Raw genomic sequence first — 20286 nt, 5'->3', positions numbered from 1 at the left:
CGCGCATGAGCGCCCGGCTGCAAGGCAAGCACGCCCTGGTCACCGCGGCCGGTGCCGGCATCGGCCGTGCTACCGCACTCGCCTTCGCGCGCGAGGGTGCGCAGGTGCTGGCCACCGACATCGACTCCGCCGCGCTGGCCAGCCTCGCGCAGGAACACTCGGCCATCCGCACCCAGACGCTGGACGTCACCAGCAACGCCGCCATCCGCACGCTGGTCGAAGCCAACGCGCCGTTCGACGTGCTGTTCAACTGCGCCGGCTTCGTGCACGCAGGCACCATCCTCGACACCGACGACGACGCCTGGCAGCGCTCGTTCCGCATCAACGTGGACGGCATGTACTGGCTGTGCCGCGCGGTGTTGCCGGCGATGCTGGAGCGCGGCCGCGGCAGCATCATCAACATGTCCTCGGTGGCATCCAGCATCAAGGGCGTGCCCAACCGCTTCGCCTACAGCACCACCAAGGCCGCGGTGATCGGCCTCACCCGCTCCATCGCCGCCGACTACGTGGCACGCGGCGTGCGCTGCAACGCGATCTGTCCCGGCACGGTGAAGACGCCGTCGCTGGCCGACCGTGTGCGCGCGCTGGGTGGCGACGAACAGGCAGTGTGGAAGAGCTTCACCGACCGCCAGCCGATGGGCCGCCTTGGCACGCCGGAGGAGATCGCCGCCCTCGCGCTGTATCTCGCCTCCGACGAATCCTCTTTCACCACCGGCACCACCCACGTCGTGGATGGCGGCTGGTCCAACTGAACACGGACACATCATCATGAAACTCGTTCGCTACGGCGCACCCGGTCAGGAGCGCCCCGGCCTGATCGACACGCAGGGCAAGCTGCGCGACCTCTCCGCCCACGTCAGTGACATCGACGCCGCTACGCTGGTGCGCGCCGGTCGTGTGCGGCTGGCAGCCATCGATCCGGCCACGCTGCCGGAAGTCGCCGGCACGCCGCGCCACGGCGCCCCGGTGGCGCGCGTGGGCAAGATGATCTGCGTGGGCCTCAACTACACCGACCACGCCGCCGAAACCGGCGCGACGCCGCCGGAACAGCCCATCCTTTTCATGAAGGCCACCAGCGCCATCATGGGCCCGAACGACGACGTCATCATCCCCAAGGATTCGGTCAAGACCGACTGGGAAGTGGAGCTCGGCGTGGTGATCGGCGACACCGCACGCCACGTGAGCGTGGCCGATGCGCTGGACCACGTCGCCGGCTATGTGCTGGTGAACGACCTTTCCGAGCGCGAGTTCCAGTTGGAGCACGGCGGCCAATGGGTGAAGGGCAAGAGCTGCGACACTTTCGGTCCCATCGGCCCGTGGCTGCTCACCGCCGACGAAGTGGCCGACCCGCAGGACCTGGCGATGTGGCTGGAGGTCAACGGCCATCGCTACCAGAACGGCAACACGCGCAACATGATCTTCGGCGTGGCCGAGCTGGTGAGCTACATCAGCCGCTACATGACCCTGCAGCCGGGCGACGTTATCAGCACCGGCACGCCGGCGGGCGTAGGCCTTGGCTTCAAGCCGCCGGTGTACCTGCGCGCCGGCGACGTGATCGAGCTCGGCATCGACGGGCTGGGCACGCAGCGCCAGCGCACCGTGGCCTACAGCGACGCGGCGCAATCATGAGCAGCGCCATCGACATCCATGCCACGCGCATCGTGGCGCTCGACACGCTGGACGTGCGTTTCCCCACTTCGCGTGAGCTGGACGGCTCGGACGCGATGAACCCCGATCCGGATTACTCGGCCGCCTGCGTCACGCTGCGCACCGACCGGCCTGACGTAGTGGGCCACGGCTTCGTGTTCACCATCGGCCGCGGCAATGACGTGCAGACCGCCGCACTGACGGCGCTGGCCGAACACGTTACCGGCCTCTCCGTCGACGCCATCGTCAACGACCTCGGTGGCTTCGCCAAACGCCTGGTCGGCGATTCGCAGTTGCGCTGGCTCGGCCCCGAGAAGGGCGTGATGCACATGGCGATCGGCGCGGTGATCAACGCCGCCTGGGATCTCGCCGCGCGCCTCGCCGGCAAGCCGCTGTGGCGCTACATCGCCGAGCTGTCGCCGGAGGAAATCGTCGCCGCCATCGATTTCCGCTATCTCAGCGACGCGCTCACGCCCGACGAGGCGCTGGCCATCCTGCGCGCGGCGGTGCCGCATCGGCAGCAGCGCATCGAACAGCTGCTGGCCGAAGGCTACCCCGCCTACACCACGTCGCCCGGGTGGCTGGGCTACAGCGACGAGAAGATGCAGCGGCTGGCGCACGAAGCGGTCGCCGACGGTTTCCGCACGATCAAGCTCAAGGTGGGCCTCGACGCAGCGGATGACGTGCGCCGCTGCCGCCTCGCGCGCGAGGCCGTCGGTCCCGACATCGGCATCGCCATCGACGCCAACCAGCGCTGGGACGTGCCCGACGCCATCGCGTGGCTGAAGCAGCTCATCGCTTTCGATATCGCGTGGATCGAGGAGCCGACCAGCCCCGACGACATCCTCGGCCACGCGGCGATCCGCCGCGCGATCGCGCCGATGCCGGTCTCCACCGGCGAGCACACCCACAACCGCGTGATGTTCAAGCAGCTGTTCCAGGCCGGCGCGGTGGACCTGGTGCAGATCGACGCGGCCCGCGTGGGCGGCGTCAACGAGAACCTGGCGATCCTGCTGCTGGCCGCCAAGTTCGGCGTGCGCGTGTTCCCGCACGCCGGCGGCGTGGGCCTGTGCGAACTGGTGCAGCACCTGGCGATGGCCGACTTCGTGGCGATCACCGGCAAGAAGGAAGACCGCGCCATCGAGTTCGTCGACCACCTGCACGAGCACTTCGTTGATCCGGTGGTGATACGCGAAGGCCGTTACATCGCGCCCACGGCACCGGGTTTTTCCGCGGAGATGAAGGAAAGCTCGCTGCGCGACTATGCCTTCCCGCAAGGCGTGGTGTGGCAATCCTGACAAACCGGAGTCGCATGATGAACATGCCGTACCGCCTCGTGAAATCCGCCCTCGCCTGCGCCCTCGCCTCCACGTGCGCCATGGCGCACGCCGCGACGCCGGCAAACGCCGGCACGCATCCGGTCGCCGCGATCCAGGACACCGAAACGCCGGCGCAGCGCGACGCACGCATGGCCTGGTGGCACGCAGCACGCTACGGCATGTTCATCCACTGGGGCGTGTATTCGGTGCCCGCAGGCGTGTGGCAGGGCAAGCCGGTGGACGGCGCGGGCGAATGGATCATGCACGACGCGCGCATCCCGGTGGAGGAGTACAAACAGTTGCCCGCGCGCTTCGATCCGATGCAGTTCGACGCGCATACCTGGGTTTCGCTGGCCAAGGCCGCGGGCATGAAGTACATCGTGATCACGGCCAAGCACCACGACGGCTTCGCGATGTTCGACTCCAAGGCGAACGCGTTCAACATCGTCGACGCCACGCCGTTCAAGCACGACCCGCTGCGCGCACTGGCCGACGAGGCGAAGCGGCAGGGCATCAAGTTCGGCGTCTACTACTCACAGGACCAGGACTGGACCGCACCGGGCGGTGCCGCGATCGGTGGCCACTGGGACAAGGCGCAGGACGGCGACTTCGCCACCTATCTGCAGACCAAGGCGATCCCGCAGATCAAGGAACTGCTGGCAAAGTACCACCCGGCGGTGCTGTGGTTCGATACGCCCACCCGCGAGATGACGCCGCAGCTCGCCGCGGAAATCGTGAAGCTGCTCGACCAGTATCCGCAGCTGATCTGGAACAATCGGCTGGGCGGCGGCTACGCAGGCGACACCGAGACGCCCGAGCAGCACATCCCGCCGCAAGGCTTTCCCGGCAAGGACTGGGAAACCTGCATGACGATTAACGACACCTGGGGCTACAAGTCCGCCGACACCGATTTCAAGTCGACCACCGTGCTGCTGCGCAACCTGGTCGACATCGCCAGCAAGGGCGGCAATTACCTGCTCAACGTCGGACCCGACGCGCGCGGCGTGATTCCCGCGGCCGAAGCCGAACGCCTGCAGACCATCGGCCAGTGGCTCAAGATCAACGGCGAATCGATCTACGGCACGCACCCCACGCCATTCGCCGATCCGCATGGCAGCTACTCGACCACGCAGAAGGATTCCGACGGCAAGCCTGCATGGGTGCCCACCTGGGACTGGCGCGCCACCAGCCGGCCCGGCAAGGTCTACATCCACCTGCTCGAATGGCCCGGAAGCTCGTTCCACGTCGCCGACGCGAACATTCACGCCACCGGCGCCTACCTGCTGGCCGATCCGCGGCACACCCCGCTCAAGTTCACCCAGCACGGCACGCAGCTTGATGTGCAGTTGCCCGCCAAGCCACTCGATCCGACCGATACCGTGCTGGTTGTCACCACCAACCCTCGCTGAGAACGCACTCAAAACCCTGGTACATCCCGCGCTGGAAACGAGTTCCCTCAGTTCCCAGATACGGCGCGGTGGGCCACGCCGTCAATCGCGTAGGCAAGAAGGATTCCGAAATCCTCGGCGCGGCCTGCTCGTAGTTCCGGCGGATTGAACTCAGGCCGTTTCTCTGGGTTACCTCTCTTCACTCCGGGCATCCTGCCCTCCGCCCTTCATGTTCGCCACTGCTCCTGCGGCGGAGTGGGCCAGCGAAGAGAGGTAACTCGGGCGCCGGCAAGCGACCGAAACCGCTTTGTTACTTGCACCGGCGCACGCACCCCAACCTGCCGGCCAGGGGAGAGCTGATGATCTCGCACTGACACTAACGACTGGTTCCGGGCGCCGCCAACGCGTCCTTCAGAGAGAAAATCCCGCGCATCGCCACCCACTTTTCGCCCGGCTTCGCCCACGGCAGGCGCTGCTGATAACCATCCATCAGCCGCTCCCAGGCCTGCACTCGCGGGTTGGTCGCATCGGCCGCCTGCTTGCCCGCGGCGTCGTAGCCGTCGGGCACCTGCATCACCATCACCAGCCGGTTGCCGGTGCGGAAGATCTCCATGTCCTCGATGCCCGCAGCTCGGATCGAAGCAACGATTTCCGGCCAGACCACATCGGGACGGTGCCAGTTTTCGTACTCGGCGATGGCCGCCGCGTCATCGCGCAGATCGAGCGCGTAGTAGAGGCGAGGCACCGATCAGCCCCTCGCGTTGCGGGCACGCGGCAGCCGACGCCATGCAAACCAGGCCACCACAGCGAAACCCAGCGCCGGCACGCTCAGCGCACGCGCAATGCCGGCGAGGTCGGACACCTTGCCCATCGCCGCCGTGAGCACCGCGCCGCCGATGATGGTCATCACCAGCAAGGCCGAACCGAGCTTGCGCTCGTCGTCGTCCATGCCTTCGACGCCCAACGCGAAGATGGTCGGATACATCACCGACATGAAGAAGCTGCAGGCCACCAGCGCGAGGGCGCCGCTCAGGCCGGGCCAAGCCAGCGCATACAGCGCAAGCACGACATTGATCAGCGCGAATGCCAGCAGCAGGCGCACTGGCGCCAGGTATTTCATCAGCGCCGTGCCCGCAAAGCGGCCGAGCATGAAGCACACCAGCCCGGCGAGGATGAAGTTGGCTGCCGACGCTGCCGACGTGCCCGGCATCGTCGCCTGCACGTAGCGGATGGTGTAGCTCCACACGCCGACCTGCGCGCCCACGTAGAAAAACTGCGCCGCCATCGCACCGGTGAAGCGGCGATCGCGCAGCAGCCGCGCCAGCACGCCATCGCGTCCGGTGGCATGCGTTGCAAGCGCATGCGGCGCGGTCACCGCAGGGAAGCGGGCCAGCAACACCAGCACGGCCCAGGCCAGCACGACCAGGCCGATGCAAAGGTAAGGCAGCTGCACCGCGTGCGTCGCATCCGCGTAATACGCGGCGCGCTCGGCGGCGCTCATCGCAGCCAGCTGCACCGGCGTGTGTTCCACGCCCGCGAGGATGAAATGCTGGCCGACCAGCACGCCGGCGATGGAACCCAGCGGGTTGAACGCCTGTGCGAAATTGAGCCGGCGCGTCGCGCCATCGGGCGTACCCAGTACCGTCATCAACGGGTTGGCCGAGGTTTCCAGGAAGGCCAGCCCGGTGGCGATCACGAACAGCGCGAACAGGAACACGCCATAGGTGTGCAGCTCCGCCGCCGGCCAGAACAGCAGCGCCCCCGCACCGTACAGCACCAGCCCCAGCACCACCGCCTGCTTGTAACCGTAGCGGCGCATGAACATCGCCGCCGGCATCGCCACCAGGAAATAGCCGAGGTAGAACGCGCTCTGCACCAGGCCCGCCTGGAAATCGTCCAGCACGAAGGCCTTCTTGAACTGCGCAATCAGCACGTCGTTGAGGTTGTTGGCGGCACCCCACAGGAAGAACAGGCCAACGATCAGGAACAATGGCAGCCAGCGGCGAAGGCCTTGCGGCGCAGCGGTGGCCGACATGGCCGGATATTCCGTCGTCATTCGTGCATCCACCCCGATCTCCCGTTGCGACTCACAGATGCCGGACACGGCAGTGCAAATATGAAACAGTTATTCACCAGCGCAAAGACGCGCTGCAACATGCCCCTCCGCATGGAAGTCGTCCACCACATGCGGCAAGCTAGCAAGATCATGACGAAGCCTGCTCCCAAATACCGCGCTCCCGCGCTCGACAAGGGCCTGGACATCCTCGAACTGCTGGCCAGCGCGCACAAGCCGCTGAGCATCGTGGAAATCTCCGAAGGCGTCGGCCGCTCGCGCGGCGAAATCTTCCGCATGCTGCAGGTGCTGGAGGAACGCGACTACCTCGCACGCACGGAAGGCGACGGCGGCTACAGCATCACGCCGCGGCTGTTCCTGCTGGCGATGGAACAGCCGCCCGTGAAAAGCGCCATCGAAGCCGCACTGCCGGTGATGCACCGCCTCGCCGAAACCACTGAGCAGGCCTGCCATCTCGTGGTGCCCTCGCGCGACCAGATCGTGGTGATCGCCCGCGCCGACCCGCCGGGCGAGATCGCCCTGGTGGTGCGCATCGGCCATCGCCGGCCGATGTCTCAATCCACCTCCGGCCACGTGCTGCTGGCCTTCCAGGACGAACAGCTGCGCGAGCACTGGCTGGACATCATCGCCGGCCAGGAGGCCGACCTGGACCGCAAGAAGCTGGTCCGCCAACTCGCGCAGGTGCGCAACCAGGGCTATGCCTGCGCGCGCAGCCACGTGGTGGATGCGGTCACCGACCTCTCGGCGCCGGTGCTGCAGCACGGTCGCGCCGTGTGTGCGCTCACCGTGCCTTTCATCGCGCAGCGCGCCTCCGCGCAGACCCAGCAGCGCACCATCGCCGCCTTGTGCAAAGCCACCGCGGAAATCTCCGACATCCTGCATTACGGCACGGCGACGCAAAAACGATGAAGCGATGGATGGCTTGAAAGCGAATAAGGAGCTGGGCATGCGACGCGCCCTGCTCCCTCCATCCATTCGCTGTTCGACTGCCTTCAGATGAACGGATGCCGTGCGATACAGCTCCGGACGCGATGGAAACCGCAACAGTCCGTGCATGATCTTCATTGCAACTCTTCCCACGCAAGGAGCCCTGCCATGAACCAGCCCGCCCTGTCGGCCCTCGCACTGGCCTGCGTCGCCGGCCTCGCCGTCGCCATGCCCGTTGGCGCGGCCACGCCTGCCGCGAGCGGCGCCGACATCACGCTTTACCGCAGCGACAGCACGGCGCTGTACGCCAGCAGCGGCGACGGCAATGTCAGCGACGGCTACGCGGTGATCCGCGAGCGCCGCGCGCTCGCCCTGCAGCCCGGCGTGCAGGACATCACCATCGGCGACCTGCCCGACCAGCTCGACGCAGAAGCGCTGGCGCTGGGCTTTCCCGATGGCGGCGCGAAAGTGGTTTCTCAGCGCCTGCTGCTGGGCCAGGGCGAGAGCGCCGCACTGACCGGCCTGATCGGCCGCGAGGTCACCATACTGGGTGACAACGGCGAGGCACTTGCCACTGGCACATTGAAGCGTGTCAGCAACGATGGCTTGATGATTGAAAGCGTCTCCGGCAAAAGCGTGCTGGGCACGACCTGGATCCGCCAGTACGCCGGCGTGCGCGTGAACGGCGGCGATTTCCCCACCGGCTCCAGCCTGCGCCTGCGTGTGGACGCCGCGCGTGGCGGCAACAGCGAGGCCGTGCTCAGCTATCCCACTTCCGGCCTGGGCTGGCGCGCCGCTTACGTGGCCGCACTGCAACCAGGCAACAACGTTTGCCGCATGCAGTTCGAATCGCGCGCCAGCATCGCTAACCGCAGCGGGCGCGACTGGAACGACGCGAAGCTCACCCTGATCGCGGGCGAGCCGAACTTCGCCAAGCCTTCCGCACCGCGCCCGATGATGATGAGGGCAGCCGCTCTTTCGTTCTCCGCCAAGACGGAGCCGCAGCAGGAGCAAATGGACAACTACCGCAGCTACACGTTGCCGTCTCCAGTGAACCTGCCCGACGGCAGCGTGAGCCAGGTGTCGCTGTACGACACGCGCCCGCTTTCATGCGAACGCACCAATCTCGTGGAAAGCGGCAGCGTCTGGCAACCCGAACAGCCAATGCTGAGTTCCGATCCCGTCGCGGGCGGCGAAAGCAACGTCGTCAGCACGCTCAAGTTCACCGCCTTCGACAGCCTGCCCGCCGGCTACCTGCGCGTGCTCACGCAGGACAGCCACGGCACCCCGCAATTCATCGGCGAAGGACGCATCAGCGACACGCCCAAGGGCAGCGCCGCCACCATTGAGCTGGGCAGTGCCTTCGACCTTCGCTCCACGCGCGAACGCACCGCCTTCCACGTGGACAAGGCTGGCCGCACGATGGACGAAGCCTTCCGCATCACCCTCACCAATGCCGGCGACAGCGCGCGCACCGTCACCGTGCGCGAGCATCCCAACCGCTGGCGCGAATGGAAGCTGGCTTCGTCCAGTACGCCGCCCAGCAAGCAGACCACCGACACGCTGGAGTTCCGCATCGACGTACCAGCCGGCGGCAAGGCCGTACTGGACTATGCCGTGCACTACGCCTGGACGGCGGAACAGCAACCGAAGCCCTGACCGGAGCAATCCCATGATCGAAGTCATCCATCACGATGCCGTTGCGGAAGTCCATCTCGCACGACCGCCCGTCAACGCACTGAACCTGGAGTTGCTGCAAACGCTGCATGCCGCGCTGGACAAGGCGGTGGCCGATGGCGCACGCGGCATCGTGCTCTCCGGCGTGCCTGGCATGTTTTCCGCCGGCGTAGACGTGCCGGCACTGTTGCAGGCGGACCGCGCCGGCGTGCAGGCCTTCTGGCGCGAATTCTTCGCCACGGCCTCCGTGCTGGCCTGCTCGCCGGTGCCGGTGGCTGCCGCGGTCACCGGCCACAGTCCCGCCGGCGGTGCGGTGATGGCACTGATGTGCGACTACCGCGTGATGGCGCAAGGGCCTTACAAGATCGGCCTCAACGAAGTGCAGGTGGGGCTTGCCGTGCCCGACTGCATCCAGCTCGCGCTGCGCCGCGTGGTGGGCGCCTACCGCGCGGAGCGATTGCTGGTTGCCGGCGAGATGATCGACGCGGAACAGGCGCTGGCCTGCGGCTTCGTGGACGAAACCACCGGCATCGACCAGGTGGTGACGCGCGCGTTGCACTGGATGAACGGGTTGCTCGCCCTGCCCCCGCACGCCATGCTCGCCACCCGCCGCGTCGCGCGCGCCGACCTCATCGCCACCTACGCCGACCTGGATACGCTGCCCATCGACGAGTTCGTCGAAGGCTTCTATCACCCGCAGACGCAGGCCACGCTGCAAGCGCTGGCGGCCAGGCTCAAGAGCAAAGGCTGAACCCGCTCAGGGTTCCCAGATCATGTGCACATCCGCCCGAGCGTAGTGTGACCCCGCGCGTGGCGCGGGATGATGTCGGAAGCCGACGCTCTCATACAGCGCCAGCGCCGGCCCGAGCAGGCTGCTGGACTCCAGGAACAGTTCGCGCGCACCAAGCCCGCGGTACAAGTCCAGTGCCGCGTCCATCAGCAGGCGACCGACCCCGCGACCGCGCGCCTCGGGCGATACCGCCATCTTGGTGAGCTCGTAGACGCCGTCGCCCTCGTATTTCAACGCGACGGTACCGAGCGCCTGGTCGTCCTCGCCGATGGCAAAAAGGATGTGTCCCCCATTCGCGAGGATGTGTCCCTCGGGGTTGCCAAGCACTTCGCGGTCGTAGTCCTCGACCACGAACCAGTGCTCCAGCCATTCGATGTTGAGCGCAGCGAACGCCGTGCGCCAGCGCGGGTCGAAGCCGACGATGCGGATATTGTCCTGCCGTGCCGGGGTGGTCATTCGCGCTTCCCGCGAGACACCGGTTGCCGGAGTCGGCGATGCTTCCGCGTTCCGCGCCATGCGCGAAATGCAGCGATCACTCCTCGCCCGTCGCCGCCGGTCGCGAGCGGTCGCTCACCCAGCCGCTCCACGACGGCGCGTAGAGCCGTGAGCCGGCGAGGCCGGCGTGTTCCATCGCCAGCAGGTTGTGGCACGCAGTGACGCCGGAGCCGCACATGTGCACGACTTCGGCAGGAGCTCGCGTACCGAGTACGGCGAGGAAATCGCGCCTCAGCTCCGCCGCATCCTTGAAACGACCATCGGCGGCGAGGTTGTCGGCGAACGGGCGATTGCGCGCACCGGGCACATGGCCCGCGACGGGATCGAGCGGTTCGGTATCGCCGCGGTAGCGCGGCGCGGCGCGGGCGTCGATCAGCAGCGGCGCGGGTGCCGCGTGCAAGGCGGTGTGATCGAGCACGACCTGGGCCGGATCGAACTGCACGGCAACCGAGGTCGCCGCGCGCAGCGGCACAGTGGTTTCCACCGGCAGGCCTGCTCTCTGCCATCCAGCGTAGCCGCCATCGAGCACCGTCACGGCCCGTTCGCCGGCAAAGCGCAGCATCCACCACAGGCGCGCTGCGGCCAATGCACCGTTGCCCGCGTCGTAGGCAACCACCTGCAGGCCCGGCCGCCAGCCCCAGCGGCCGAGCACGGCGGAAAACGCTTCCGCCGACGGCAGCGGGTGGCGCCCCAGCCCTTGCGATTGCAGCGAAAGGTCGGAGAGGTCGGTGTCCAGCTCGGCGTATACGGCGCCTGGGATATGGCCTGCAAGGTAGTCGCGGCGGCCCTGCGCAGGATCGGCGAGATCCATGCGGCAATCGACGATCAGCACCGCATCCGGTGGCAGCGCGGCGAGTTCGGTCGCGGAAATCAACGTGGTCTTCATGCGCGTCCCATCCTCTTCAGCAGATTGAGCAGGATCGCCGCAGTGGCGCCCCATATGCGATGGCCGCCGTGCACGAACTCCACCATTTCGCGGCGATGGCCGCGGAATTCCATGGTGTAGCGGCGCAGATTGGCCGGATCGAGAAAGAACGCCAGCGGCACCTCGAACACTTCGGCGACTTCGGCGGGCGCGGCCTTCAACTGGCTGTGCTCTGCGATGCGCGCCACCACCGGCGTGATGCGGTAGCCGCTGATCGTATCGAAGTTGTCGAGGTAGCCCAGCGGCGTGACCTGGGCAGGATCCAGGCCGATCTCTTCCTCGCTTTCGCGCAGCGCGGTGGCCAGCGCGTCAGCATCGCCGGGGTCCGCCCGGCCGCCGGGAAGCGCCACCTGCCCCGCATGCGATTGCAGGTTGTCGGTGCGGACAGTGAACACCACCAGCGGCGATTCGCCATCGCGCAAGGCCAGCAAGACCGCCGCGGGGCGACGCTGCGCCGTACCCAGCAGCTCGTTCATGTCGGCGTGGTTCCAGCCGGGCGTGTCGGTTGGCGTGGAGAGCGGCAACAGCGCCTGCAGCAGATCGTCGTTCATGGGTGCTTCCGCGCGGGCAGCACGTCGCGCATTACGCGCAGGCGCTCGGCGTCGCTCATCGCACGCCAGCGTCCGATTTCGTCGATCGTCCGGCGGCAGCCGATGCAGTAACCCTGCGGATCCAGCTGGCAGACGCCGATGCACGGCGTGGCCACGGGCGGCGGTGCGGTGGGAAGTTCGTTCGGCATGACCCTGCGATTTTAGCAGCAGGGACAAGCGCCCTCTCAGTGCGAATCTTGGTCGGATGCAGGCGGCTTGATCGCCAGCAGCTCGATCTCGAACACCAGCGCCTCGTTGGGGCCGATGCGCGGCAACTGGCCTTCCTTGCCGTAGGCGAGCTGCGGCGGGATCACCACCTTCCAGCGGTCACCCACGTGCATGCGCGGGATCACATCACGCCAGCCGGGGATCATGTGATCCACGGTGATGCTCGCTGGCGCATTGTGCGCCCAGGTGCTGTCGAATTCGGTGCCGTCCACCAGCATGCCGCGATAGTCCACCACCACCGTGCTGGTGGCCATGGGAGTGGCGGTGCCGTCGCCGCGCTTGATCACGGAATACTGGATGCCGGAGGGCAGCCGGATCACGCCGGGCTGCTTGGCGTTGCGCACCATGAACGCGGCGCTCTTGCGTGCATTGGCTTCCGCGATCTGCTCGAACTCGACCTGCGCGTCGGTGCGCAACTGCTGGTTGAGGGAGCTCAACTGCTGGTGCATCGCCTGCATCGACACGGTGGGCTGACGCTTCTCGTAAGCGTCCTGGATCGCGCGCTGCAACGTGGCGATGTCGATTTCCGGTACGCCGGGCTGGTTGCGGCCCGCAGCGAACTGGCTGCCGATCTGGTAGCCGATGGCGTAGGAAAGCTTGACCTTGTCCAGCTTCCCCGGTGCCGGCAACTGCGCCTGATCCTGCGCATGCGCGACGCCGGCCAGCAATAGGCAGGGCAGCAACCAATGCAGTCGAATCATGCCGTTCTCCATCGCGTACCAAGGCGCCACATCGTAAGGGTTTCGCCCACCGAGTGCAGGTTGAGAACCTCTCGCAGCCACAAAGGTTCCCGCTGTTACCATAAGCGTTTCGGCAGCACTGGAACCGGCCCATGGCCTATCGCAACCTGGAAATCGCCAACCGCGGCGCGGCGCGCATCATCACGGTGAACCGCCCCGACAAGCTGAACGCTCTGAACCGCGACACGCTCAACGAACTCACCATCGCCTTCGCCCAGGCCGCGCAGGAAGACGCCGTGCGCGTGGTGGTATTGGCCGGCGCGGGCGAAAAGGCCTTCGTAGCCGGCGCCGACATCGCCGAGATGAACGGCTACACGCCCGTACAGGCACAAGGCTTTTCGCGTACCGGCCAACGCCTGATGACGAGCATCGAGCGCCTCGGCAAACCGGTGATCGCACGCATCCAGGGCTTTGCGCTGGGCGGCGGCATGGAACTAGCGATGGCCTGTCATCTGCGCGTGGCCAGCGAAAAGGCGAAGTTCGGCCAGCCCGAAATCAACCTGGGCTTGATCCCCGGCTTCGGCGGCACCCAGCGCCTGCTGCGCCTCGCCGGCCGCAGCGCCGCGCTGGAACTGTGCCTCACCGGCGCGACGATCAACGCCCAACGCGCCTACGAGCTGGGCGTCGTCAACCGCCTGGTGGCACCGGAGGCGCTGGACGATACGGTGAACGCATTGGCCGACCAGCTCGCCGCCGCCGCACCACTGGCGGCCGCCGGCATCCTCGATGCGGTGCTGCAAGGTGGCGAGGCCTCGCTCGACCAGGGGCTGGAATTCGAAACGCAGGGTTTCTCGCTGATGTTTTCGACCGAGGACATGCGCGAAGGCACCAACGCCTTCCTGGAAAAGCGCAAGGCAGCATTCAGCGGACGATAAGCCAGAAAGCCGAGCGTGGCCCCTGATCCTGATCGCTGCGAAAAGCGGCGATCAGTGATGGCCGCCGCGATACTTCTTCTCGCCCGCCGTCACCGCGACGTCGAGACGGTTCTCCGGCGGCGCCAGCGGGCAGGTGGCGAACGGAGTGAACGCGCAAGGCGGGTTGTAGGCCTTGTTGAAATCCAGCACGACCTTGCCGGGCGTGGCCACGCCTCCGGCAGGTAACGCCGCGTAGAGGAAACGCGCGGCGCCATAGGTTTCCTTGCCCGAGGTCTTGTCGGCGATCACGAAGAACAGTTCGCCACCTGGCTCTTCCTGGTACGGCAATAGCTCGAACGTGTGGCCGTCGCGCCGGAACACCGCCTTGCCGGGCACTTTCACCTTGTCGATGGTGCCGATGGCGGTGCCGATCTCGAGATCGTGCTCCGGCACGAAGGGCACCCAGTCGGCCTCGATGCGCCAGGACGCATCGATGGGGAAGTAATCGATGCCCAGGAAACCGCGGCGCGCCTCGGCGTCGACATCCTTCACCCGGAGCGCCTTGCGGCCGTCGCGGTCGATCACGAAGAAGCTGGCGTTGCCGAAACGCACGATGGTGGGGCCGCTGTTCGCGGCAGCATGCATGTCGTCGACCAGCGCAGCCTCGGCGACAGGCTTGCCGTCCACGGTGGCGCCGCTGTCCTTGTCCAGCGCAACGCGTACCGCGCCGTCCGCCGCCAACGTCACCGTACCAAGATGCGCAGGACCGGCTTTCAACACGATGTCGTTGTTCGCGGCACTGCCCACGCGGTTCGCACCTTCGTGCAGCCACTCCAGTCCGATCAGGCTGAGCCAGCCGTCCGGGCCGGTGAGCCGCGCGACGCGGTCGGCGCGCCATTGTTCGATTTCGTGCGTATAGGACGACGGGGTTTCGGCAAAAGACACGGCAACGACTCCGAAAAACGAGGCGAACAGGACGGCGGCGATTCGCGACATGGGGACGATCCGCGGCAATGAAAGTCCGAGTATGGACGTCCAAATGCCGGACAGGCAAGCGGACATCCAGCACGCCCTCATCGCCCGCGCATGAACAACCGGTCCAGTTCCGAAAGCGATAGCTGCGTCCAGGTGGGACGGCCGTGGTTGCACTGCCCGGAGCGCTCAGTGGCTTCCATCTCGCGCAGCAGCGCATTCATCTCGGGAAGGCTGAGGCGCCGCCCCGCGCGCACCGAACCGTGGCAGGCCATGGTGGAAAGCAGCTCGTTTTCGAGCTCCTGCAGGCGGCGAGAACTGCCGTGCTGGGCGAGTTCGGCCAGCACGTCGCGGGTCAGCTGCGTCACATCGGCACCTTCGAGCAAGGCGGGAATGCGCCGTGCCACCACACCGGACGGACCGCTGCGTGACAGCTCCAGACCCCATTCGGCCAACGCATCGCCGTGCTCCTCCGCGGCGGCGGCCTCCTTCGCGCTCACCGCGAGGTTGAGCGGCACCAGCAGCAGCTGCGAACGCAGGTTGCTGCTGGTGCGGCCGGCCTTGAGCTTCTCGTAGGTGATGCGTTCGTGCGCGGCGTGCATGTCCACCAGCACGAGGCCCTGTGCATTTTCGGCGAGCACATAGATGCTCTTGAGCTGGGCGATCGCGTAGCCCAATGGCGGCGCTTCGCCCTCCTCCGCGACAGGCATCGCCACCGCGGCAGATGCGGAGCGCGGCGACTCGCCCAGCAAGGCCGCGTAATCGGCCAGCGGCTCGTCGCGCACGCCAAGCGCAAGGCGGTTCTGCTCCGCGCGCGCAGACCATGCTGCGGTACGTGCGATGGACGGCAGGCCGGGAGCGTGCGCATGCATGGCGCCCGTTCCCGCGGTGCTCATGTGCAGGCGGCCATCGTCGTCCTGCGCATGCGATTCCACCTGCCCCGCGCGCGTCTGCGCCAACGCCTCGTGCAAGGTGCGGTACAGAAAGTCGTGCACCAACCGCTGCTCGCGGAAACGCACCTCGTGCTTGGCCGGATGCACGTTGACGTCCACCCCAACGGGATCGAGTTCGAGATACAGCACGAAGGCCGGATGGCGTCCGTGGAACAGCACGTCGGCGTAGGCCTGGCGCACCGCGTGCGCCACCACGCGGTCGCGCACCAGCCGGCCGTTGACGTAGAAGTACTGCTGGTCCGCCTGCGAACGCGAGGCAGTGGGCAGGCCAACCCAGCCGGACAGATGCATGCCGGCGGCGGCGTGATCCACGCGCAGACTCTGGGCGGGGAAATCATCGCCCAGCACTTCGGCCACGCGCGCCAGTTGCGCCTGCGCATCGCGCGCGGCTTTCCAGATGCGCACCGGCTTGCCGTTGTGGCTGAGCCGGAATTCCACGCCGCCACGCGCCAGCGCCAGTGACTTCAGAAGATCGTCGATGTGCGCGAACTCGGTGCGTTCGGCGCGCATGAACTTCTTGCGCGCGGGTACGTTGTAGAACAGGTCGCGTACTTCCACGCTGGTACCGGCCGGATGCTGCGCAGGGCGCGCGGCCTGCAGCCTGCCGCCATCCACTTCGATGCGGAACGCGGCGTCTGCCTCGCGCAGGCGCGAGGTGAGCGCGAAGCGCGCCACCGAGGACACCGAGGCCAGCGCCTCGCCACGGAAGCCCATGCTGGCGACATGTTCGAGATCGTCGAAGCTGCCGATCTTGCTGGTGGCATGCGAGGCCACCGCCAGCGGCAGTTCATCGGGCGCGATGCCGCCGCCGTCGTCGCGCACGCGGATCAGGCGTGCACCGCCCTGCTCGATGTCCACCTCGATGCGCGAGGCGCCCGCGTCGAGACTGTTCTCGACCAGTTCCTTGACCACGGACGAAGGGCGCTCGATTACCTCGCCGGCGGCGATCTGGTTGATGAGCTCGGGAGGCAGCGGGCGGATGACGGGCATCCGCGGATTTTAGCAGTTGGGGCGATCAGGCCGCCGGATCAACCTGCGGGAATGGCCAGCACGGTGCCCGTGCGCACCACGTTGCCGTCGATGTGGTTGGCACTCTTCAACGCACCGACACTGATGCCGTATTGCCGCGCGATGCTGCGCAGGCTTTCGCCCTCGCCCACGCGATGCAGGTCGCGTACGCCGGCGTCGGCGACGGGTGAGGCATCGGCGACCGAAGCGCCATCGTCGCCACCATCCGATCGACCGGACTTGGCCGAAGCCAGTTGAACGCCGCTGCGCTGCGCGGCCTGTGCCGCAAACCAGCTGCCCTGCGGCGGCGAAGATTCGAAGTAGCTTTTCACGCCGCTCATCACCGCCGCGGCCAACGCTTGCTGGTGTCCGGGGTCGCGCAGCTTCTGTTCCTCGTCCGGATTGCTGATGAAGGCCGTCTCGACCAGGATCGAAGGCACGTCGGGCGAACGCAGCACCACGAAGTTGGCACGCTCGACATAACCACGGTGGGTTGGACCGATCTGCCCCAGCGCCTTGAGCACGTTGCCGGCGACCACGTCGCTGGCCTGCACCGCCCAGCCCTGCTGCATATCCAGCAACACCTTGGCGAGGCCATCGCTCTGGTCGCTCAGCGATACGCCGCCGATCAGGTCGGAGCTGTTTTCGCGGTCGGCCAGCATCTGCGCCGCCACCGAGCTCTTGCCGCGCGAAGAGAGCACCCACACCGAGGAGCCGCGCGCATCGCCGCTGGGATAGGAGTCGGCGTGGATGGCGACGAACAGGTCGGCATCGTGCTCGCGTGCGATCTGGTAGCGGCGCTCCAGCGGAATGAAGTAATCACTGTCGCGGGTGAGGATGGCCGTCATTCCCGGCTGCTTGTTGATCTGCGCCGCGAGGTCGCGCGCCACCGCCAGGGTGACATTCTTCTCCATCGTGCCGTCGGGACCGATCGCGCCAGAATCCTTGCCGCCGTGGCCGGCGTCGATACACACCACCACTTTGCGCTGGCCGTTCAGCAACGCGGCGGCCTGCTGGGTAATCCGCCGGGTGGAACCGATGGATTGGCCGCCGCGGCGATTGGTCACCGCCGCGACGACGGGCAAAGGGGCCGCCACATCGTCATCAGCGACTGCGGCGCCGGCGGGCTTGGTGATGGCGGCAGCATCCGCTGCGCCCGTACCGCCACCCGGCAACAAATCCAGCACCAAGCGGTAATGGTCACCCTGACTGGGCGCGAGCACGAAGCTGCGCACCTGGCTGCCAGCGGCCATCTTTGCGGTGAGCTGCAGGCTGCCACCTTGCCTGCTGTGGCTGATGCCACGAAACAGGCCGTGCGCTGTCGGATCGGCATAGCCGTCCGCGATCCGGCCGCGGGCGAAATCCACCACGACCTGGTCGCTCTGGCGATCGATGCGGTAGTTCGGCTTGCCATCCAGATCGAGCACCAGCCGGGTGTGGCTGGCGTCGGACCAGACGCGCGCCGCCATCAAATCGGTCGCATGCGCGGCAACGGGCGCCATCGCCGCGGCCAAAGCGACGACGACTATCCCACCCAAGCTGTTCAGGTATCCCCGCATGGGGCGCATTGAATCGCAGGCGGATCAGGAAAGCAAGAAGTTTTCCTTTGAATATCCATGACCTGCAGGTCATTCATCAGTCAACATCTAGCTATGGCTCGCAAGTTGCCATTCTCCGAGCCACCAGCACCCGCCAGGCCCACGAGGGTTTTTCCAGAAGAAATAGCGACTTGCCGGCTTCAATCAGCGCAAGCGCTGCAAGAGATCGCGGCCACGCGCGGTATGTGCTTCGAGCTGCACTTGCCGGCCAGCCCCGGCGTAAGCCAGGTGCAAGGTGAGATCGGGAGCCGGCAACGCACCGCGGCCACGTTCGGGCCATTCCACCAGTACCAGCGCTGCAGGATCAGCCAGCGCGTCCAACCCCAGCCATTCGAGCTCGCCTGGATCGGCGATGCGGTAGAGATCCAGATGCCAGGCCGGCCGGCCCTGGGCGGCATAGCCTTCGATCAGGCTGTAGGTGGGGCTTTTGATGCGCTCGCCCACTTCCAGCGCGCCCAGCAACGCACGCGCGAACGTGGTCTTGCCCGCACCCAGGTCGCCATGCAGGTAGATCACCATGCCGGCTCCGGCCAGTGCGGCGGCGAAGCAGCGGCCCAGCGCATCGGTGGCGGACTCGTCGGCCAATGCCCAGCGTTGCCTGTTCATGCGTCGATTCCATTGCACAGTGCACGCAATGGCGCGAGGAGATCCGTGGCAAGCAGGCCCCGCTCGCCCTGCCTTGCCGCGCAGTCGCCGGCGCGCGCATGCAGGCCGACGCCAAGGCTGGCCGCCTGCCAGGCGTCGCAGCCCTGCGCCAGCAGCGCCGCCACGATGCCGGTAAGCAGGTCGCCCATGCCGCCCGCGGCCATGCCGGGATTGCCCCAGGGACAAACGTTCAGACGTCCGTCCGGATTGGCGATCAGGCTGCCGGAGCCTTTCAGCACGACCACGGCCTGGAAACGATGCGCCAGCGCGCGCGCGGCGGCGAAACGATCCGCCTCCACCTCGGCCACCGTGCCGCCGAGCAGGCGCGCGGCCTCGCCGGGATGCGGCGTCAGCACCGCCTGCTGCGTGAAGCGGCGCGGCTCGCGTGCCAGCAGGTTGAGCCCATCGGCATCGAGCACCAGCGGCTTGCCGCTGTCCAACGCGGTGAGCCACAGCGCGTGGCTCCATGCACCCTGCCCCAGGCCCGGCCCCACGGCCAGCACATTGGCGCGGGCCAGCAGCGGCTCCAGCGTCTGCGGGCCATCCACGCCATGTGCCATCAGCTCGGGACGCGCCGCGTTCAACGCGAGCAGGTGCTCCGTGCGCGTCGCCACGCTGACCAGACCCGCGCCGGTGCGCAACGCCGCTTCGCCACTCAGGCGGATCGCCCCAGCCATGCCGTGCTCGCCGCCGATCGCCAGCACGTGGCCGTTCGTGCCCTTGTTTGCGTCACGCAGGCGCGGCGGCAGGTGCGCGGGCATCAGCAACCGTGCGTCGGGTGAAACGTCCCGCCACAACGATTCGGGCAAACCCAGCGCATCCAGCTCCAGCGAGCCCACGACATTCGCCGCGCGACCGGTATGCAGGCCGCGCTTGGCCGCGATGAAACTCACCGTGCGTTCGGCGCGGATCGCCGTGCCGGGCGTCCGACCGGTATCGGCATCCAGCCCGGAGGGCACGTCCAGCGCCAAGACAGGCGTACCGCTGGCGTTGATCGCTTCGATCAGCGCTGCCACCGATGTCTCGGGCGCACGCCGCAAACCTGTCCCATAAAGCGCATCGACATGGACATCGACGGTGGGCAAGGCATCGCTCGAGCGCCAAAGGCGTACGGCGCCTCCGGCATCCTTCCACGCCTGCCGGGCCGTGGCGGCATCGCCCGCGGACGCCTCATTCAGCGCGAACACGTCCACCTGCAGGCCGGCCTCACGCGCCAGTACCGCCAGCAGGAAGCCGTCGCCGCCGTTGTTGCCCTGCCCGCAATACACGGCGATGCGGCGCGCCTGCGGCCAATGCCGGCGAAGGCTGGAGAGTGCCGCCCACGCTGCGCGCCGCATCAGTTCGAAACCCGGCACACCCAGTTCTTCGATCGCGCGGCGATCCAGTTCGCGCACCTGCGCGACGGTATAGAGCTGATGGCTATGAAAGTGATCGCACATGCCGCGGATTATAGGCA

Annotated in this window: 18 protein-coding genes and 1 pseudogene; 8 read left to right on the top strand and 11 right to left on the bottom strand. The window is 67.1% G+C overall.

Going from position 1 to position 20286, the window contains the following annotated elements; genetic code table 11:
• Window positions 1–5: 5 nt before the first annotated feature.
• From ISP25_RS18805 to ISP25_RS18790, 4 genes are read left to right on the top strand one after another with little or no spacing between them, the layout of a single operon-like run.
• Entirely contained in the window at window positions 6–752 is a 747-nt protein-coding gene (locus ISP25_RS18805) for an SDR family oxidoreductase (protein ID WP_404615966.1), read from the top strand.
• Between the two features lie 16 nt (window positions 753–768).
• Window positions 769–1629, top strand: a complete 861-nt coding sequence (locus ISP25_RS18800; protein ID WP_404615965.1) for a fumarylacetoacetate hydrolase family protein — start codon at window positions 769–771, stop codon at window positions 1627–1629.
• Window positions 1626–2945, top strand: a complete 1320-nt coding sequence (locus tag ISP25_RS18795; RefSeq protein ID WP_404615964.1) for an L-fuconate dehydratase — start codon at window positions 1626–1628, stop codon at window positions 2943–2945. Before ISP25_RS18800 ends, ISP25_RS18795 begins: the two co-directional genes overlap by 4 nt.
• Window positions 2946–2962: 17 nt before the next feature.
• Window positions 2963–4375, top strand: a complete 1413-nt coding sequence (locus ISP25_RS18790; RefSeq protein ID WP_404615963.1) for an alpha-L-fucosidase — start codon at window positions 2963–2965, stop codon at window positions 4373–4375.
• Between the two features lie 355 nt (window positions 4376–4730).
• Here ISP25_RS18790 and ISP25_RS18785 read toward each other — a convergent pair whose 3' ends face one another.
• Window positions 4731–5099 (bottom strand): L-rhamnose mutarotase, encoded by a 369-nt coding sequence (locus tag ISP25_RS18785; RefSeq protein ID WP_404615962.1) that lies wholly within the window; start codon window positions 5097–5099, stop codon window positions 4731–4733.
• A 3-nt stretch (window positions 5100–5102) separates the two neighbouring features.
• Entirely contained in the window at window positions 5103–6389 is a 1287-nt protein-coding gene (fucP, locus tag ISP25_RS18780) for an L-fucose:H+ symporter permease (RefSeq protein ID WP_404615961.1), read from the bottom strand.
• A 171-nt stretch (window positions 6390–6560) separates the two neighbouring features.
• On the opposite strand from fucP, the gene ISP25_RS18775 reads away from it, so the two are divergent.
• The 3 genes from ISP25_RS18775 (at window position 6561) to ISP25_RS18765 (ending at window position 9783) form a co-directional block, all read left to right on the top strand.
• Entirely contained in the window at window positions 6561–7337 is a 777-nt protein-coding gene (locus ISP25_RS18775) for an IclR family transcriptional regulator (RefSeq protein ID WP_404615960.1), read from the top strand.
• 186 nt (window positions 7338–7523) lie between these two features.
• A complete protein-coding gene (locus tag ISP25_RS18770) occupies window positions 7524–9014 on the top strand; it encodes a DUF4139 domain-containing protein (protein ID WP_404615959.1) in 1491 nt (496 codons plus the stop codon).
• 13 nt (window positions 9015–9027) lie between these two features.
• Window positions 9028–9783 carry an enoyl-CoA hydratase/isomerase family protein gene (locus ISP25_RS18765; RefSeq protein WP_404615958.1) on the top strand — a complete coding sequence of 252 codons (756 nt, stop codon included), beginning with the start codon at window positions 9028–9030 and terminating at the stop codon, window positions 9781–9783.
• A 6-nt stretch (window positions 9784–9789) separates the two neighbouring features.
• Here the strand turns inward: ISP25_RS18765 and ISP25_RS18760 are convergent, their stop codons facing one another.
• The 4 genes and pseudogenes from ISP25_RS18760 to ISP25_RS18745 form a co-directional block, all read right to left on the bottom strand.
• Window positions 9790–10278 (bottom strand): GNAT family N-acetyltransferase, encoded by a 489-nt coding sequence (locus ISP25_RS18760; RefSeq protein ID WP_192156663.1) that lies wholly within the window; start codon window positions 10276–10278, stop codon window positions 9790–9792.
• 76 nt (window positions 10279–10354) lie between these two features.
• Complete coding sequence (locus ISP25_RS18755) at window positions 10355–11203, bottom strand: sulfurtransferase (protein ID WP_404615957.1); 849 nt, start codon at window positions 11201–11203, stop codon at window positions 10355–10357.
• Window positions 11200–11981: pseudogene (locus tag ISP25_RS18750) on the bottom strand (NUDIX hydrolase). Before ISP25_RS18750 ends, ISP25_RS18755 begins: the two are co-directional and overlap by 4 nt.
• A gap of 36 nt (window positions 11982–12017) precedes the next feature.
• Complete coding sequence (locus ISP25_RS18745) at window positions 12018–12761, bottom strand: FKBP-type peptidyl-prolyl cis-trans isomerase (RefSeq protein WP_404615956.1); 744 nt, start codon at window positions 12759–12761, stop codon at window positions 12018–12020.
• Between the two features lie 131 nt (window positions 12762–12892).
• Here ISP25_RS18745 and ISP25_RS18740 point away from each other — a divergent pair, with 131 nt between their 5' ends.
• A complete protein-coding gene (locus tag ISP25_RS18740; RefSeq protein WP_404615955.1) occupies window positions 12893–13675 on the top strand; it encodes an enoyl-CoA hydratase/isomerase family protein in 783 nt (260 codons plus the stop codon).
• A 51-nt stretch (window positions 13676–13726) separates the two neighbouring features.
• Here ISP25_RS18740 and ISP25_RS18735 read toward each other — a convergent pair whose 3' ends face one another.
• From ISP25_RS18735 to ISP25_RS18715, 5 genes are all read right to left on the bottom strand, one after another.
• Window positions 13727–14650 carry a DUF1684 domain-containing protein gene (locus ISP25_RS18735; RefSeq protein WP_192156673.1) on the bottom strand — a complete coding sequence of 308 codons (924 nt, stop codon included), beginning with the start codon at window positions 14648–14650 and terminating at the stop codon, window positions 13727–13729.
• A 77-nt stretch (window positions 14651–14727) separates the two neighbouring features.
• Window positions 14728–16569: a DNA mismatch repair endonuclease MutL gene (mutL, locus tag ISP25_RS18730; RefSeq protein ID WP_404615954.1), complete on the bottom strand. Its 1842-nt coding sequence runs from the start codon at window positions 16567–16569 to the stop codon at window positions 14728–14730.
• Window positions 16570–16607: 38 nt separating this feature from the next.
• Window positions 16608–18146 carry an N-acetylmuramoyl-L-alanine amidase gene (locus ISP25_RS18725; RefSeq protein ID WP_450088480.1) on the bottom strand — a complete coding sequence of 513 codons (1539 nt, stop codon included), beginning with the start codon at window positions 18144–18146 and terminating at the stop codon, window positions 16608–16610.
• A 183-nt stretch (window positions 18147–18329) separates the two neighbouring features.
• Window positions 18330–18791: a tRNA (adenosine(37)-N6)-threonylcarbamoyltransferase complex ATPase subunit type 1 TsaE gene (gene tsaE, locus ISP25_RS18720; protein ID WP_192156679.1), complete on the bottom strand. Its 462-nt coding sequence runs from the start codon at window positions 18789–18791 to the stop codon at window positions 18330–18332.
• Complete coding sequence (locus ISP25_RS18715) at window positions 18788–20269, bottom strand: NAD(P)H-hydrate dehydratase (RefSeq protein WP_404615952.1); 1482 nt, start codon at window positions 20267–20269, stop codon at window positions 18788–18790. The genes tsaE and ISP25_RS18715 overlap by 4 nt, the downstream gene beginning before the upstream one ends.
• Window positions 20270–20286 lie beyond the last annotated feature (17 nt).

The organism is Rhodanobacter hydrolyticus, from assembly GCF_044904645.1.
This window is presented reverse-complemented; position numbering and strand designations above follow the sequence as displayed.